General features: G+C 66.0%; 13 protein-coding genes. 6 read left to right on the forward strand and 7 right to left on the reverse strand.

Annotated features, from left to right (window positions below):
• Positions 1-204 precede the first annotated feature (204 nt).
• Both AB4097_RS12905 and AB4097_RS12910 read right to left on the reverse strand, forming a co-directional pair.
• On the reverse strand, positions 205-2244 hold the full coding sequence (locus AB4097_RS12905) for an elongation factor G (RefSeq protein ID WP_442040096.1): 2040 nt from the start codon (positions 2242-2244) through the stop codon (positions 205-207).
• A gap of 282 nt (positions 2245-2526) precedes the next feature.
• Complete coding sequence (locus AB4097_RS12910; protein ID WP_442040098.1) at positions 2527-3000, reverse strand: DUF992 domain-containing protein; 474 nt, start codon at positions 2998-3000, stop codon at positions 2527-2529.
• 220 nt (positions 3001-3220) lie between these two features.
• On the opposite strand from AB4097_RS12910, the gene AB4097_RS12915 reads away from it, so the two are divergent.
• The 3 genes from AB4097_RS12915 to AB4097_RS12925 all read left to right on the forward strand — a co-directional run bounded on the left by AB4097_RS12915 (position 3221) and on the right by AB4097_RS12925 (position 9172).
• Entirely contained in the window at positions 3221-5359 is a 2139-nt protein-coding gene (locus AB4097_RS12915) for a hypothetical protein (protein ID WP_442040100.1), read from the forward strand.
• A 233-nt stretch (positions 5360-5592) separates the two neighbouring features.
• Positions 5593-8139, forward strand: a complete 2547-nt coding sequence (locus AB4097_RS12920) for an ABC transporter ATP-binding protein (protein WP_442040102.1) — start codon at positions 5593-5595, stop codon at positions 8137-8139.
• Positions 8140-8233: 94 nt separating this feature from the next.
• The gene (locus AB4097_RS12925; RefSeq protein WP_442040104.1) at positions 8234-9172 is read left to right on the forward strand and encodes an MBL fold metallo-hydrolase; all 939 of its coding nucleotides are present in this window, start codon (positions 8234-8236) and stop codon (positions 9170-9172) included.
• A gap of 31 nt (positions 9173-9203) precedes the next feature.
• Here AB4097_RS12925 and AB4097_RS12930 read toward each other — a convergent pair whose 3' ends face one another.
• Entirely contained in the window at positions 9204-9551 is a 348-nt protein-coding gene (locus AB4097_RS12930) for a hypothetical protein (protein WP_442040106.1), read from the reverse strand.
• A 519-nt stretch (positions 9552-10070) separates the two neighbouring features.
• Here AB4097_RS12930 and AB4097_RS12935 point away from each other — a divergent pair.
• The 3 genes from AB4097_RS12935 to AB4097_RS12945 are packed head-to-tail and all read left to right on the forward strand — an operon-like array spanning position 10071 to position 13031.
• Positions 10071-11078, forward strand: a complete 1008-nt coding sequence (locus tag AB4097_RS12935; protein WP_442040108.1) for an NAD-dependent epimerase/dehydratase family protein — start codon at positions 10071-10073, stop codon at positions 11076-11078.
• A gap of 1 nt (position 11079) precedes the next feature.
• Positions 11080-12093: a glycosyl transferase gene (locus AB4097_RS12940; protein WP_442040110.1), complete on the forward strand. Its 1014-nt coding sequence runs from the start codon at positions 11080-11082 to the stop codon at positions 12091-12093.
• Complete coding sequence (locus tag AB4097_RS12945; protein ID WP_442040112.1) at positions 12090-13031, forward strand: NAD-dependent epimerase/dehydratase family protein; 942 nt, start codon at positions 12090-12092, stop codon at positions 13029-13031. Before AB4097_RS12940 ends, AB4097_RS12945 begins: the two co-directional genes overlap by 4 nt.
• Here the strand turns inward: AB4097_RS12945 and AB4097_RS12950 are convergent.
• The 4 genes from AB4097_RS12950 to AB4097_RS12965 all read right to left on the reverse strand — a co-directional run bounded on the left by AB4097_RS12950 (position 12964) and on the right by AB4097_RS12965 (position 17163).
• Complete coding sequence (locus tag AB4097_RS12950) at positions 12964-14928, reverse strand: SDR family NAD(P)-dependent oxidoreductase (protein ID WP_442040114.1); 1965 nt, start codon at positions 14926-14928, stop codon at positions 12964-12966. The two genes, AB4097_RS12945 and AB4097_RS12950, sit on opposite strands and share 68 nt — an antisense overlap.
• Positions 14929-15015: 87 nt before the next feature.
• Positions 15016-15804 (reverse strand): ABC transporter ATP-binding protein, encoded by a 789-nt coding sequence (locus AB4097_RS12955; protein WP_442040116.1) that lies wholly within the window; start codon positions 15802-15804, stop codon positions 15016-15018.
• Entirely contained in the window at positions 15801-16805 is a 1005-nt protein-coding gene (locus AB4097_RS12960) for a FecCD family ABC transporter permease (RefSeq protein ID WP_442040118.1), read from the reverse strand. Before AB4097_RS12960 ends, AB4097_RS12955 begins: the two co-directional genes overlap by 4 nt.
• Before the next feature lie 88 nt (positions 16806-16893).
• Entirely contained in the window at positions 16894-17163 is a 270-nt protein-coding gene (locus AB4097_RS12965; protein WP_442040120.1) for a hypothetical protein, read from the reverse strand.
• Between the last annotated feature and the right edge of the window lie 165 nt (positions 17164-17328).

The following is a 17328-nucleotide window of genomic DNA, read 5'->3' on the forward strand; positions in this document are numbered from 1 at the left end:
GAGGCCGTTTGTCGATGGAAATAGTTTAGAGATGAACGATTGGATGAGGGCCTTTGTCCTCATCCTTTCACGTTATCACCGGCCTTGTGCCGGCGATCCCGATTGTGCAAAGCGCAGCGCTCTACAGAAGCGGGATGGCCGGGACTGATCCCCGGATCAAGTCCGGGGACGGCCATGACGTGGTGGGTGTCAGCCCCTAAACGCTCAATGCGCCTTCTGCAGCACGATGTCGGCCGGGCGGCCGCTCAGTTCGGCCATGTGGTCGAACCGGGTCGAGAAGGTCCCGACACCGGCCGTGGCCGAGCGCAGCTCCACGATGAGGTCGCCGATCTCGGATTCCGGGATGGTGGCACTCAGCACCTGCCAGCCGGACCATCCGGGCCGTTCGTCATAGCCCTGGATCTGCCCACGCCGTCCGGTCACGAGGGCCGTCGCCTTGGACAGGGCCTCGGACGGGATCGTGATCTCCACCGACAGCACCGGCTCCAGCAGCACGGGCTTGGCCTTCGGCAGGGCCTCCGCGAGGGCGAGCCTGGCGGCCGCCTGGAAGGCCGCGTCGGACGAATCCACCGTGTGGTACGAGCCGTCCGTCAGCGTCACGGCAAGATCGACCACGGGGAAACCGAGAGGCCCGCATTTGAGCGAATCCCGCACGCCGGTCTCGACCGACGGGATGTACTGGCGCGGCACCACGCCGCCGGTGATCTGGTCCTGGAACGCGAACCCCTCCCCGCGCGGCAGCGGCCTGATCTCGATCATCACGTCGCCGAACTGGCCGTGCCCGCCGGTCTGCTTGCGATGCCTCCCGCGGGCGGCGGCGGGCAGCTTGATCGTCTCGCAATAGGCCACCCGGGGCTTGGCCGTCTCGACTCCGACCTGGAAGCGCGAGGCGAGCTTCTCAACGGCCACGCGCAGATGCATCTCGCCCTGGCCGTGAAGCCGGATCTCGCCCATCTCGGGCCGGGTCTCGACCACCAGGGACGGGTCCTCCTCGGTGATCTTGGCAAGCGCGCTCGACAGGCGTACGTCGTCCTTGCGATCCCGCACCTTGAGAGCGAGCACGTAGACGGATTCGGGCGGTGCGGACGAGACAATGGCCTCGGGCCGTGCCTTCCCGGCCGCGAAGGCGTCCCCGGTCGCGATCCCCTCCAGCCGGCCGAAGCCGACCGTATCGCCGGCCACCGCCTCCGTCTTGCGGTTCATCGTGCTACCGAGGAGCGTGACGAGGCTGCCGATCCGCACATCCGCCCCGCGTGAGCCGACCACATTGTCGCCTTCATGGAAACTGCCGCGCATGACACGCGCGAGGGTCAGCTTGCCGCCCTGGCCCATATGCAGGGTCTTCATGGCCTGCCCCAGGGGAGCACCTTCCTCTGGAATGCCGAGGCGCGCACGCGTATCCGCCAGGGTCGGCGCCTCGTGGCGCAGCGCCTTGAGAAGCCGGTTGATGCCGTTGCCGCGCTCCGCCGAGCCGATCAGGACCGGCACCACATGCCGCTCCCTCAATTCCTTGGAGAGGTCGTCAAAGACCTGGTCGCGCGGTGGCTCGATCTCCGAGATCAGTTCCTCCATGAGTTCGTCGTCGTAATCGGCCAAGCGTTCGAGCATGGCGAAACGCGCTTCCTTCTCGCGGGGCAATTCCCCCTCGGGCAGGTCCACGATCTCGCTCGGCGCGTGCTCGCGATAGATGAAGGCGCGCTCCAGGGCGAGATCGATGAAGCCGACGGCGATGCCGTCCTTCCAGAGCGGGATCTGGCGCAGGAGCAAGGGTGTCCGCGAGGCTTGCTGCAGCAGCGCGAGCGTCTCGCGGACGCGCTGGGTCGCGGTATCGATCTTGTTGATGAAGAGGAAGCGCGGGATATCAGCTTCTTCGAGCTCCCGCAGGATGATCTCAAGGGCCGGAATCTTGCGCTCGTCCGCCTCGCAGACGACGATTGCCGCATCGCAGACCGGCGTGACGTTGCGCATCTCGTGCAGGAATTCCGTCGAGCCGGGGCAGTCCACGAAGGTCATGCTCTCGCCGAGAAACTCGACCGTCGCCACGTTGGGCTCGATGCTCATGGCATGGGCACGGGCCTCCGCGCTCGCATCGCCGACACTGTCGCCATTGGACACGCGGCCCGCGCGCGAGATCGCTCCACACCGCTCCACGATGGCTTCGAGAAGCGTGGTCTTGCCGCTCTGAAACGGGCCGACGATTGCAATGCATCGCGGGCCCGAACCTGGTCTGCCGTTGGGTGCCATAGGACGTCATCCTCCCTGCCCCATTCATCGGCGCGCTCTTCTGAAGCATCGGACCCGACGCCCTTTTTAGCCGGCGCGTCAACCGATGCTCTGCCTCTCGATGCGGAATGGCAAGAGGGATTGTACGCGGGAGGGTGGACGTAGAAATGGGCGGGACTGAGAGGCTCAGCGTTTCATTCAATCGGGATCACCGGCACAAGGCCGGTGATGACATGGCGGCGTCATTCCGCTGTGGCATCCGCAGGGATGACACGGAATGCCGGGCTTTGACGCGCAGGCCGCCTATCGCGCCGGGCGCAGTTCGAAATCGGCTACCCCAAGGGCAAAATTGAGGCCGGTCTGGCCACTGACGGACAGGGGCTGGAGGGAAATGCTCCGGTTCGAGCCGCCGACCAGGACGTTGGCGCCGACGCCGGCACCGGCCGTCGCCTCGGCGGTTCCGCCCACGTAGCTGCCGGCGAGGGACCCCGGCGCCACGCTGCCGCGGGAGAACACGGCCCAGGTCAGGATGCCGCGCCTCGTCGCCCCGATATCGAGCCCGAACCGGCGGATCGCCCCCACATAGCGCTCGGGCCGCCCACGCCGGGGATTGAAGGTGCAGAGCGTGGTCTTCTGCGACGTGACGATCAGGCCGATCCCGCCCGAGACGCTGCAGGACAGGACACCGACACGCCCCCGGTTCTGAGCCTGGGCCTCGGTGGCACCGAAGGCAGCAAGAGCAGCAAGGGCGGCAACGGAGAGAACGGCGCGGCGCATATTGATCTCCTGAGCATGGTCAAGCTTAGCGCTTAACGGCGCAGGGACGGCCCCGTTCCATGTGAAGGATGTCAATCCTGGATAGGGGGATGGGAATCCTGGTGCTTGCCTCGGCGTGACGTGCGCCTGCGCACCCATCCCCCTCCATTCAGAGAGTGGTCCACGGGACAATCGGCCTAGCTTAGCACCTTGATTCTTGAGCGGCTTTAGGAGGCCCAACATGTTCCTGTCCGTGCAATCCGTCTTCCGTCCAACCAATGCCAATGTCCTGGCACGGATCTCGACCGCGGCCAATGGAGCCGAGGCAAACGAGAGCAGCAGTAATCCTCACTTCAGCCCCGATGGACGCTTCGTGGTGTTCAATAGTAGCGCCACCAACCTGGTCGCCGGCGACACCAGGGATAACAGCGACATCTTCCTCAAGGATCTGAGCACCGGCGCCGTCACACGCCTGTCCACCCGCTTAGGCGGAGCTGAGACCAACGGAGACAGCTATAACCCTCGGTTCAGCCCGGATGGGCACTATGTGGTGTTCGAAAGCACGGCCACCAATCTGGTCGACGGTGCCGACAACAATCGTAGTACCGACATTTTCCTCAAGAACCTGATCACCGGCGCCATCACGCGTCTATCGACCCCGGTTGGAGCCGTTGAAGAACCGCAATATGGAAGAGAGCTTGATAGCTTTGATGCTCGGTTCAGCCCGGACGGACATTATGTGGTGTTTGCAAGCAGGGCCCCCAGCCTCGTCGCCGACGACACCAACAACAAAATAAGTGATATCTTCCTCAAGGATCTGAACACCGGTACCGTCACCCGCCTCTCCACCGCCGCCAACGGAACTGCAGCGAACGACGACAGCTGGAATCCTCGGTTCAGCCCAAACGGCCACTTCATGGTGTTCGAAAGCTCGGCTTCCAACCTGGACGGCGATGGCACCGGCACGACAGATCGTGATAGCCGCGATATATTCCTCAAGGATCTGAGCACCGGCGCCGTCACACGCCTGTCCACCGGCTTAGGCGGAGCTGAGACCAACGGAGACAGCTCGAACCCTCAGTTCAGCCCCGACGGACGCTACGTGGTGTTCGAAAGCCTGGCCACCAACCTGGCCAGTAGCGACACCAACGGTAAATATGACATCTTCGTCAAGGACCTGAGCACCGGTGCCGTCACCCGCCTGTCCACCACCGCCAATGGCACACAGGCAAACGGCAGCAGCACCAACGCTCGCTTCAGTCCGGACGGGCGTTATATTGTGTTTGAAAGTGACGCATCCAACTTGGTTGCCAACGATCTCAATGGCGAACAGGACATCTTCGTCAAGGACCTGAGCACCGGTGCCGTCACCCGTCTCTCCACCACCGCCACTGGAGCAGAGGCAAATGACCTCAGCGCAGAAGCCCAGTTCAGCCTAGATGGACGATACGTAACATTCGGCAGCCTCGCCTCCAACCTCATCGCTGGCGATATGAACGACGCATTCGACATCTTCCGCGTCGATCTGTTCTACAAAGAACATGCGGCGGCCATCGCCGAAGGCCGCTTCCTCGAGACGACGCTCGCCGTCGGCAACGCCTCCAGCGCCAGCATCGCCTGGGGCGACGGCACCAGCAGCGTTGTGATACCCACCGCCGGACGCGCCGCGTTCAACCACGCCTATGCCTCGACCGGCTCCAAGGCCGCCACTGTCACCCTGGTCGAGGGCGCGCTCACCTGGAACGTGGCCCATACCATTGACGTCGGTACCGGCACCATGGTGCGCAACACCGCGCTCGCCGACACGCTCTCGGGCAGCGCGGGCCACGATACTCTCACCGGCGATGCGTTCCGCAACATTCTCAACGGAGCAGGAGGCAACGACCGGCTCGATGGCGGTGCGGGTGCCGACGTCATGGACGGCGGTACAGGCGCCGACGTCATGGATGGCGGTGCGGATGCCGACGCCATGAACGGCAGTGCGGATGCGGATGTCATGAACGGCGGAGCCGGCGACGACCGGTTGAGCGGCGGCCTCGGCCAGGACAGGCTCACAGGCGGGGTCGGCCGCGACGTGTTCGCGTTCGACGACCGGGAGACAAGTGCGTCCAAGAAGAAGGCGGACATCATCCTCGATTTCTCGCGGCGGCAGGGAGACAGGATCGACCTCTCCGCCATCGACGCTGACACACGCAAGCGCGGCGACCAGAAGTTCGCCTTCATCGGCAGGAAGGACTTCAGCAAGGCGGGCGAGGTGCGTTTCGAGAAGACGAAGAGCGCCACTTACGTCTATCTCAACACCGACAACGACAAGGCGGCGGAGGCCGTGATCAAGCTGAAAGGCTCCCTCGAACTCAGCAAGGGCTGGTTCGTGCTCTAAGGATCCGGCCGACCGGGATGACGGAAAGGTCTCAACCGGCCGTCCCTCCCAGGAACGCGGGAACGGAAGGAGCTTGCCGGCCCTTCCTGAGCCTGCCTTCGGGGCTGCTCCCTCGGCCTTGTTCGGGCCATCTGGTGCTGCAACGCACTTTTTAACAGCCAAGGTCGTCCCATTCGCCGAAAAATGCTTTAGGTTCCATCTACGTTACCTGAACCTGATCGTTGGAGTTGCCCTTGGGAGTTGTCGTGGAGCGCGATCCGCTGCGCCTGGCGTGGAAAACATCTCCTGTTCGCCATCTCGTCGGATTTGGACTTCTGGCCCTGGCGGGCCTTCTCATCCTCGTGGGCTTCGACCTCGTCCACGTGATCGTCGACCGGGCGACCGGGGGAGCGGGCGGCTGGGACACCCCGGAATCCTTCCTGCGGGTCATTATCTCGCCGCCGGCCGGTCTCCGGTCCGATCCCCTCGTCCTGTTCCCGGGCATCCTGCTGGGTTCCGAGGCTTTCGCGCTGGCATCGATCGTCGGCATCCTGCTCATCCCCCTGCTCCTCGGCCTGATCCTGGTCGGCTTCGAATGGCTGGTGGCCGGCATCGGCCTGAGGATGCTCACGAAAACCCAGTCGGCCGCCCTCGACGTCATCCTCAAGGTGCCGTCCGCCTCCCATGACGAGATCGCCATGGTGACGGCCCTGGCCGGCCGTGGACTGGCGCGGGAAAGCGGCGTGCTGGGCTCGAGCCTTCTCATGCCGGTGAAGCTGGGCGGCATGATCGGCCTTGCCTGCGCCTATGTGTTCGTCATGGATTGGCACCTCGGCGCCACCCTGGCCGTGGTCCTGTCGCTCGGCGCCATCGTGAGCGCCCGGCGTTCCCTGCTGCGGTTCGACGCCACCGCCGCCCGGCACCGGGAGGGCGACGAGGCCGAGACCGTGTTCGAGGCCCTGGAACATCGCATCCCGGCCCTGCGCGCCCACGGCACCGCTCCCTACGAGCGCAACCGGGTGCGCGAGGCGCTGGTGTCGAGCCATCGGCCCGTGATGCGATGGGAATACCGCCTGGCCTTGGCCGAAGCGGCCTCCGCGGCCGTGCTCATGGTGGCTCCCCTGTCGATCCTCGCGCTGGGCGCGTGGTTCTCGCAGGAACGTCCCATCACGGCCGGAACGGTCGCGGCCTGCGTCCTCGCGGCGGCGCTGGCCTCCTACGGCACCCGCGAGGTGGTCCAGTGGCACCGGCTCGCCTTGAGGGCGCGGGCGCTCCTCATCGATCTCGGCAAGGGATTGGGACCGCTGAAGCTGCGCGCGGCCCTGAAGGGCAAGGCCGGCCTCCCCGACAGCGGCGCGCTCGTGGCCCAGGGCGTCTCGGCCTACGACCCCGCCAGCGGCGCGCGGGTGACCTCGGTCAACCTGAACCTCGCCTTCCCGTCCCACGTGGCCCTGGTGGGCGACGGGGATGCGGGCCCACGGCTGCTCGCAGCCCTCATGAGCGGCCAGCTTCCTCCGTCGTTCGGACGTCTGACCTATGGTGGCATCGAACTCTCGGCGGCCGATCCGGTGGAACGCAGCCGGCGCATCGCCTTCACGGGCAACACGGTGCTGATCGAGGGCAGCTTGCGGGACAACATGCTCTACGGCGCCTCGGCCCCGGAGGCCGAGCTCCAGCACCGCCTCTCCGAGGCCATCATGGTCGCGGGCCTCGACCGCCTGACCCATGCCCGCGGCCTCTCGGGAACCCTCGATCCGGAGCGGGAGCCGAAACTGGCCGCCGCCATCGTGGAAGCGCGCGGCGCCGTGCAGGCGGCGCTCGCCGCCGAACAGATCGACCGCTTCGTCGATCCCTTCAGCGCCACGCGCTACAACCGCTATGCGACGGTCGGCGAGAACCTGCTGTTCGGAAAGCCCATCGGCGATTCCTTCCAGGAAGACCACCTGTCGAGCCACCCCTTCGTCCGGGCAATCCTGGAGGCGAACGAGCTCACCAAGCCGCTGGCCCGGATGGGTCTGTCGATCGCCACGAGCATGATCGAGATCTTCTCCGACATTCCGGACGGATCCCCGCTCTTCGAACGCTTCTCGTTCTTCTCGGCGGCGGACCGTCCCTATTTCCAGGATCTCGTCGACCGCAGGAACGAGCAGCGACGCAGCGACCAGACCTCGCGGGACCGGGAGCGCCTGATCGGCCTCGCTTTGCGCTACAACGAGAGCCGGCATCGCCTCGGCCTGCTCGAACCTTCCATGGAAGAGCAGATCCTCGTCGCCCGCGCGGATTTCGCCCGCATGCTGCCGGTGAGCCTGAAATCCGCGATCGAGTTCTACGACGAGGGACGCTTCTGTGCGGCGGCCAGCCTTCAGGACAACCTGCTCTTCGGACGCATCGTGGCCGATCAGGCCGGTGCGCTCGAGGCGGTGCAGGAGGTGACACGCCGCATCCTGACGCAGCGGGGCCTCGACGGCGAGGTCTCGCGCATCGGGCTCGACACGCCGGTCGATCCGCAGGGCGACGACCTCACCTTGAGCGAGATTGCGGCCATCGATCTGGTGCGCGGCCTCGTGCGCCGTCCAAGCATCCTCGTGGTGCAGCGGGCGCTCGACGGCCTGCCGGGCCCTGCCGCCGACAGGCTCGTCACCAACCTGCGCCGTGCCTTCGTCGGGCGCGGGCTGATCCTCGTGACGCCGTCGATCTCGCCGGCCATGGATCAACCGCCCTTCGATGTCGTTATCCATTTCGAGCGGGGCGAGCCGGTGGTGGATCGCCGCATCAGGCCTATCGAGGCGCTGAGTGCGTGATATATTTACCTTGACCTGCCGTCCCGCTCGGGGGCAGCTTATTGATGTGCGCTGGCGCACATAAGCAGGGTTTTCGATTGGTCATGATCCTGAAATGGTAAGGCGTGTTGCATCCTCTGACGCGTTGCGGGTCCGGTTCTGGGGCATTCGCGGCTCCACCTGCGCATCCGGCCCCCAATTCGTCGAGTTCGGCTCGCATACGCCATGCGTCGAGGTCCGCTGCGGGGAGCGCCTGTTCATCCTCGATGCGGGAACCGGTCTCTCCGCCCTCGGCACCGATCTCGGCGCCGCCGCGCCCGACAAGATCGACATTCTCCTCAGCCACCTTCATCTCGACCATATCAGCGGCCTTCCCTTCTTCAAGCCGGCCCTCCTCTCCAAGGAACGGGTGATCCGCACCTATTGCGGCCATCTGGAGGGGGAAAGCGCCATGGAGCCCCTGAACCGCATCTTCGCCCCGCCGCTCTTTCCCGTGCGCCTCAGCCAGCTTCCCGCCCGTTTCGAGCACCACGGCTTCAGAGCGGGCGACCCGCTCGTTCTCGACGACGGAACGCGGATCGAAACCCACCTCCTGAACCATCCCGGCGGCGCCACGGGCTTCCGCATCAGCCACCGGGGCCGCAGCATCTGCTACATCAGCGACGTGGAGCACAGCGATCCGTGGCCGGATCCCAGCCTCGCGGAATTCGTGCGCGGCACCGACCTCATGGTCTTCGACGGCATGTTCTCCGACGCCGAATATTCCTATTGCCGCGGCTGGGGTCATTCCACCTGGCAGAAGGGCGTCGAACTCGCCCAGAGCGCCGGCGTGAAGGCGCTGGCGATCTTCCACCTCTATCCCGGTCACGACGACGCCTTCCTGAAAGCCGCCGAGGCCGAGATGCAGGCCGTCATGCCCACGGCCTTCATGGCCCGCGAGCGCCAGTCCTTCGCTTTCGAGCCGTTGGAAGACGATCTGGACGGCAACTGCGCGGAATCTCCGGCAGAAGCCGAAGAGGCAAGACTCGCCTCCTTGAAGGATTACGCGACCTAAGCGTCGATCCACAGGTCAATCATTCACATCCTCACTCTTGCGGCCTGCGGAACACGCCCTGCACCACCTGCCCGCGCCCGATGAGCTCGGGCGGCGGGTTGGTCCAGTCGATTTCCTGCGGTTGACGGTCGTGCCAATAGACCATCCAGCGGCCCTGCGGGTCCTGGTAGACGCCGTAGATCAGGTGGCCGCGCCACCCGCTGTGGCCGCGCCACGCGCCGCGCGCGAGGCGGACGAGATCGCGCACCCCGCGCATCACCAGCCATGCAAGGCCGAGCACGGTGACGGGAATGGCGACGAGCCACAACCCTTGGATCAATTCGGACGAGGTGTGGAACTTCGAGAGCCAATCGGCCCACGCGGAATAAGGCTGGTCCATCGCGGCAACTCCCTTGAGGTGAAGCGACCACCAGGAGCCCTGGTGGCCGGGGAGTTGAGAAGCCGTCCGAGGGCGGCCGCGATGACCTTTAGGCTTTCGCCCTGGACATGCGCCATCGCCTCCCCGACCGTAAGGTTGGGAAGGCATCGTTCACGGCCGATACCGGCCGCCTCGGATCGGGGTTCTCACGCCCCGGAACCGGGTGCGCCCGGCTCCGGTGACGAGGTAACACGCAACCGGGGTGCGGGGTCAATGGGTGATCTGAGAGCGTTGCCGCACACTCCCCTGTCATTCCGGGGCCGCGCAGCGGAACCCGGAACCCATAAGCGCTGAGGGTTCAAGAAGGAGCGATCAGCGTCGCGCCTTCCGCAGAATCGTCAGCGGTTATGGGTTCCGGGTTCTCGCTATCGCTCGCCCCGGAATGACAGGAGAACGTCAAACGGGGCATTGCCGAAAACCGGGTCCACTTTTCCGTGCGATGCGATAAGGTGCCGGCCACTTCATCAGGCAGGCCTGTTCATGTCAGCTCCCATCCTTGTCACCGGTGCGGCCGGTTTCATCGGCTTCCATGTGGCGCAGCGGCTTCTGGCCGACGGCCATCAGGTGGTCGGGGTCGACAGCTTCACGCCCTATTACGACGTGAGCTTGAAGGAAGCCCGCTTCGGAAAGCTGACCCCGCACAACACCTTCGTGGGCGAGCGCCTGGATCTCGCCGACGCGCAGGCGACCCGCGACCTGTTCGAGCACCACCGTTTCGAGAAGGTGATCCATCTCGCAGCCCAGCCGGGCGTGCGCTTCGTCGATCCGCAGCCCTATGCGGCGTCGAACCTCGTCGGCTTCGTGAACATGCTGGAAGCCTGCCGCAACGGCAGCATCCGGCACCTCGTCTATGCCTCGTCGAGTTCGGTCTACGGCGCCAACCGCACGCTGCCCTTCTCCGAGCACGACAGTGCCGAGCATCCGATCAGCCTCTATGCCGCCACCAAGAAGGCCAACGAGATGATGGCGCATTCCTACGCCTATCTCTTCGGCCTGCCCTGCACGGCCTTGCGCTTCTTCACCGTCTACGGCCCCTGGGGACGGCCCGACATGGCGGTCTACAAGTTCACCCATGCCATTGCCGAGGGCCGCGAGATCCATGTCGCCAATGCCGGGCAGGTCTGGCGAGACTTCACCTACGTGGACGATATCGTGGAAGGAGTCGTGCGGCTGGTCGACAAAGTGCCCAGACCCGATCCCGCCTGGAACGCCGAGCATCCCGATCCCGCCACCGGCCCCGCGCCGCACCGGATCTACAACATCGGCAACGATGCGCCCGAAGAGGTGAACCGTCTGGTCGCGATCATCGAGAATGCCCTCGGCAGACAAGCGAAACGCGTGGACGTGCCGCTGCCGCCCGGCGACGTTCTGGAGACGCGCGCGGACGTGACGGATCTACGCCGCGACGTCGGCTTCGCGCCGTCGACGTCGCTGGAAGAGGGTATTCGCCGCTTCGTGGCTTGGTACCGCGATTATCACGGGGCCTGAGATGATCGTCGTCTTCGCCCTCCTTGCCTCGATGTTTCTGTCGATCGTTCTGATCCTTGCATTGAAGCCCCTGCTCATCCGCTACGCGCTGGCGCGACCGAATGCGCGTTCGAGCCATAGGGCACCGACACCTCAGGGTGGGGGCATTGCGGTTCTGGCCGCAACTCTCTGCGTCGTGGGCTTCCTGTCGATCTGGCTTGTGCTGCCCGTCACCTATTTCCTGATCGTAGCTTCTGCAGCTGTCGCGTTTGCAGTTCTAGGGACGGCTGACGACATCCGGCCATTGCCGGCCTGGATCCGTCTCGTCATGCAATTCATCGTCGTGGCCGCAGTCGTTCTTGAACCGGAGAGTCGGATATTTCCGGATTACATTCCATTGGCGGCGGAACGGGTCCTGCTCATCATAGGTGGCGTCTGGTTCGTCAACCTCGTCAACTTTATGGATGGGCTGGACTGGATCTCTGTCGCGGAAATGATCCCAATCACCGCGTTCATCGCAGGCTCGGGGCTGATCGGCGTCATTCCTATGTGGATCGCAGTTCTTGCAGCAGCGCTTTGCGGCGCCCTCCTCGGCTTTGCCCCGTTCAACAAACCGGTCGCCCGGCTTTTCCTGGGAGACGTCGGCTCTCTTTCCATCGGGCTCCTCGTCGGCTGGATGCTGCTCCAGCTCGCCGGTTCGGGAGGACTCGCGGCGGCGCTCCTGCTCCCGCTCTACTATCTGATGGATGCCACCATCACCCTGCTGCGCCGCCTCGCTCGCGGTGAAAAGGTGTGGGAGGCGCATCGCAGCCATTTCTACCAGAAGGCCACCGACAACGGCTTCTCCGTCCTTCAGGTCAATGCCCATGTTTTCGGCCTGAACCTTGTCCTGGCCGGCTTGGCCGCTATGACCCTTGTCTGGCCCTCGGGCGCTGTGCAGATCGCGGCGCTTAGCCTTGGGGCCGCTCTCGTCGGCCTGGTTCTCAGGCGTTTCTCGCGTCCCCGCGTGTCAGTCCCCTTGGAGGTTTCCCGATGAATGCACCCTTGATTGCCCTGACCGGCGCCACGGGTTTCATCGGACGACATCTCCTGAACGAGCTGCCGAAGCGCGGCTACCGGGTCCGGGTGCTGCTGCGCCGGCCCTCCGAGGTGCCCGCCGGCGCGTCGAGCGCGGTGATCGGCGACATCGCTTCCCCGCACAACATGGCGGCGGCCTTGCGCGACTTGGACATGGTGATCCATTCGGCGGGCCTCGCCCATGCCATGTCGGGCCGGCCGGAGGACGACTATCGGACCATCAATACCGAGGCGACGGTGAAGCTCGCTCAAGCGGCCGAGCGGGCGGGCGTGAAGCGCTTCGTGTTCCTCTCCTCGATCCGGGCCCAGACCGGCCCGACCGCCGAGGGCGTCCTGACGGAGGCCCAGGAGCCAAGCCCCACCGATCCGTACGGCCGCTCCAAGCTCGAAGCCGAACGGGGCCTCTCGGCCCTCGGGCTCGATTGGACCGCCCTTCGCCCCGTGCTCGTCTACGGCCCCGGCGTGAAGGGCAACATGGCGGCACTCCTGGCGCTCGCGCAATCACCCTGGCCCCTGCCGCTGGGGGCCTTGAGCGCCAAGCGCTCGCTCCTCTCCCTCGACAATCTCACGGCCGCCGTGGACACGGTCCTGCGCGCGGAAGGCCCCCTGAAGCGCCCCTTCATCGTGGCCGATCCGGAACCGGTGACGATTCCCGAGATGATCGTGGCGCTGCGCAAGGGATTGGGACGCGGGCCCGGGCTCGTCCCGGTGCCGTCGTTCCTCCTGAAGGGTGCAGCCGCCCTCGCGGGCCGGAACGAGACCTATGAGAGACTGGCGGGCCGGTTGGTCGCGAGCCCCGAGGCCTTGAGGAATCTCGGGTGGCAGCCGGTCAGCTCGACGCGAGACGCGCTTGCTGAACTGGCTCGACAGGCTGGGGCGCGGGCTTCCGACGCTTGAACTCCGGGATCGCGTCCTCGAAGACCTGCTCGGCCAGGGCGCGATCGCCCTGCCTGATGGCGCGGTCGAGGACCTGCAGCCACTGATCGACCCGGTCGCGGTCGGCGAAAATAGGCTTGGCCGCCATGACGCCGTCAATGCCGATTTCCGTGCGCGGCTCCTCGCGGGCGAAGAGGATCTCGTGCAGCCGCTCGCCGGGCCGCGTGCCCGTGACCTGGATCTCGATATCCTCGCCCGGTTCGTAGCCGGCAAGCCGGATCATCCGCTCGGCCAGTTCGTAGATCTTCACCGGCTGGCCCATCTTGAGCACGTAGACCGAGGCGCGTTCGTCGCCGTTGGTGCGCTCCGTCAGGGCGCGGCTCTCTTCCGCGTGAGACGCGGAGGTGAGCACAAGATCCGCTGCCTCGCGGGTGGTCATGAAGTAGCGCACCATGTCCGGATGCGTGACCGTGAGCGGCCCGCCGCGGGCGATCTGCGCCTTGAACTTCGGCACCACGGAACCGACCGAACCCAGCACGTTGCCGAAGCGCACCGCAATGATGCGGGTAGCGCCGTTGCGGCCCATGAACTCGGCATCGAGCGCCTGTCCGTACATCTCGGCGAAGCGCTTGGTGGCGCCGAGCATGGAAACCGGGTCAATGGCCTTGTCGGTGGAGATCATCACGATGGTTTCGGCACCGGCCTCCACCGCCGCATCGGCCACGTTCACCGAACCGAACACGTTGGTCTTGATCCCCTCGGTCCAGTTCTTCTCGAGATAGGGAACATGCTTGAGGGCCGCTGCATGGAAAACCACCTCGGGGGCGAACCCGTTCATCACCTCGCGCACTCGGCTCCGGTCGCGTACATCGGCGATGACGCCGTCCACGTTGGTGTCGCTGGACAGCAGGGTCGGGTTTTCGAGGATGTGGTGCAGGGACGGCTCGGAGCTTTCGAGGATCATGAGGTCGCTGGCGCCGAAGGCCACCACGCGGGTGCAGATCTCCGACCCGATGGAGCCGCCGCCGCCCGTCACCAGCACGCGCTTGCCGCGGATGAAGGTCTCGAGGCGTTTCCGGTCGATCTGCACGGTCGGGCGCAGGAGCAGGTCCTCGATCTCCAGCGGCGCGAGTTCGGCATCGCGCATGCCCTCCCCTAAGCTCGTGACCCGCACCAGCGGCAGGCCGAGGCGGCGGGCGCGGGCGAGGAGCATGTCCGGGTTCGCTTCCGGCATCAGGGCGCTCGGCGTCGCCAGGAGACGGCGGATGGGCGTGCCCCGCTCGTGAAAATCCTGAATGATCTGGTCGAGATCGGCAAAGGTGCCCAGCACGGGCACGCCGCGCATGGATTGCCCGAAATCGTCGGCACGCCAGGACAGGATGCCCTTGGGCTGCGTCTTCTTGACCGTCCCGGCCTCGATGGCCCGCAGGATCACCTCGATGTCGCTGCCGCGCCCGAGCAGCAGGGTCGGGGTGCTGGCATCGCGCTGCAGGCTATGGCGTGAGCGGGCATACTTCACATAGCGGAACGCCAGCCGCGGACCGCCCAGCAGGAACATCTGGATCAGCCAGTAGAGGGCGATGGTGATCTTGCCGAAGAAGAAGGTGCCCAGAAACTGCGGCGAGACGAGAATGTAGTCCACCACCAGCAGGGTGATCGCCAGGACGGTCGCGGCCCGGAAGATGTTGAACAGGTCCGGCAGGGACGCGAACCGCCACTTGGATCTGTAAAGCTGGGAGAACCCGTAGACCACGCCCGCGAAGGCGACGAATGGCGGCAGGAACACAGGAAGATGGACGAGCCGATCGTAAAGGAACGGACCCTCGAAGCGCACGTAGAAGGTCGCGAGGACGGCCACGCCCGTCATCACGAGATCATGCACAACGATGAGCGCTTTCTTGAGACCCTGCCGATTCATAATACTGCCATACCCCGATCCTGGGGTATCGGGCCGACGTAGGGCTTTGTCAATGTAAGTCCGTAACGGACGGCCCATGCGCGGAATTCATTGCCCAGCCTCCTGCAGAGGACTTTCGGCCACGACCATGAGGTTGCCAGCCTGCCTCAGAACCTGTGCCCGGATGCCGAAGATCGCGGCGAGCCGTTCCTCGGTCAGAACGGTCTCCGGTGGGCCGGAGGATTCGACTTTTCCCCGATGGAGCAGCACGATGTCGTCGGCGAAGCGGGCCGCCAGCGTCAGGTCGTGCATGATGGCGACCACCGTCGTGCCTGCCTGAGCGCGTGCCTTCAGGACCTCGATCACGACGAGTTGATGGCGCGGGTCGAGGGCCGCGACGGGCTCGTCGGCCAGGAGCACCGGCGCCTGCGTCGCGAGAGCGCGGGCGAGCAGCACCCGGGCCCGCTCGCCGCCGGACAGGGCCGTGACGGGCCTCGGGGCGAAGTCCTGCAGCCCGACCGAGCGCAGCGCCGAGGCGACAGCCTGCTGGCCGGTCTCAGGCAGGCGGTCCGGATTCTCCCCATGGGGCAGACGGCCGAGCGCGACAACGCTCGCCACCGGCAGAGGCCAGGCCACGCCGCCGCCTTGCGGCAGATAGGCGATGACGCGTGCCCGCGCGCCGGCGGACATACGGACCAGAGAGGTCTCGCCCAGGACGATCTCGCCCTGCGCCGGCACCGCCAGACCTGCCAGGCTTCGCAGCAGGGTCGTCTTGCCGGCGCCGTTCGGGCCGACGATCACCGTGAACCGCCCCGGCTCCAGGGACAGGTCGATCCCGTCGAGGGCGCGGCGGGTTCCGAGATCCACCCTCAGAGACCGGGCTTCAAGACGCGTCATGCGGGCGTCTCCACCAGCTCCGCTTTGCGGCGGGCGATGACCCAGAGGAAGAACGGGACGCCAAGCAGGGCCGTGAGCACGCCGATCTTCACCTCGGCGCCGGAGGGAATGAGGCGCACGGCGATGTCGGCGGCGAGCAGGAGCGCCGCCCCGGCAAGCCCCGCCGGGACAAGGGTGCGGGCCGGATCGTAGCCCACGAAGGGACGGACGAGATGCGGCACGACCAGTCCCACGAAGCCGATGGAGCCCGCCACGGCCACCGAGGCTCCCGTGCCGATGGCGGCGCCCGCGACGATCAGACCGCGCAGGAGCGGGACGTTGACCCCGAGGCTCTGCGCCGTCTCCTCGCCGAGCGCGAGCGCCCGAAGCCCTGAGGTGGCCGCCAGGATCAGCCCGGAGGCCAGGACGATGAAGGGCACGCAGAGCAGCACATGGACGAAGGACCGGTCCTCGAAGGAGCCGAGGAGCCAGAACACGATCTCCGTCACGGCAAAGGGATTGGGCGAGAGGCTGATGGCCAGCGACGTGCCCGCCCCCGCGAGCGACCCGACCGCGAGCCCCGCCAGAACCAGCACCACGATGGTGGCACCCCGTCCCGCGACGGCCACGACGAGCGCGATGGACAGGAGGGCCCCGCCAATGGCCGCGAAAGGCAGCACCCAGGACAGGGTGCCGATGAGCCCGAAATAGATCACGAGAACGGCCCCAAGGGCCGCCGCCTGCGGCGCACCGAACACCGCCGTATCGGCGAGCGGGTTGCGCAACAGGCCCTGCAGCCCCGCCCCCGAGAGACCGAAGATCCAGCCCACCAGCAGCGCCAGCAGGGTGCGCGGCAGGCGGATCTCCCGCACCACGATGCTGGCCGCCGCCTGTTCGGTCACGAGCGCCTTCAGGGCCACGGACACCGTGACCGGCGCGGGTCCGACCACGAGGGACGCGATGCTCAGGCACCCGAGAAGAGCGATCAGGCCGTAAATGAGGGGCGACCGGGCGAGGGACATGGTTCTACGGTTTCATGGCTCCGCCCGGTAGAGCACGAAACACCGGGATGACAAAGCTCCTCGCAGGTGCCGTTTCAGGAGAGGACGATCACCCGTCCTGGTGCTCGCCCCGCCTGACGATGCGCATGGCCGTGATCGTCACGGGTCCGGCGCGCAGGAGGTTCATGGCCGAGACGATCATCTCGGCCAGACGCTCGGGCGCGACGCCGTCGCCCTCGATGTCGAGGAGGAAATCCTTGGCCTCCACGTAGCCGCCATTAGTGAAATCGACGCGGGCGTCGAACTTCACCCGGTGCGTGGAGGCGGGATCCGCCCGGTAAGGCTCCGCCCCGGGATCCGGGTGGAAGGTCCGGGGCATTGTTATCTGCACACTGCGCTCCCTGGAGATTATCCCATCAATCTCTGACCTCATCCTGAGGAGCAGCGCAGCTGCGTCTCGAAGGAGGTCCCAGAGTACGCTGGAGGCGCCCTCGTCCTTCGAGACGCTTCGCTCCTCAGGATGAGGGCTTGGGGGAACCTTCGT

The sequence above is a fragment of the Microvirga sp. 2MCAF35 genome (assembly GCF_052115545.1).
Taxonomy (GTDB): Bacteria; Pseudomonadota; Alphaproteobacteria; order Rhizobiales; family Beijerinckiaceae; genus Microvirga.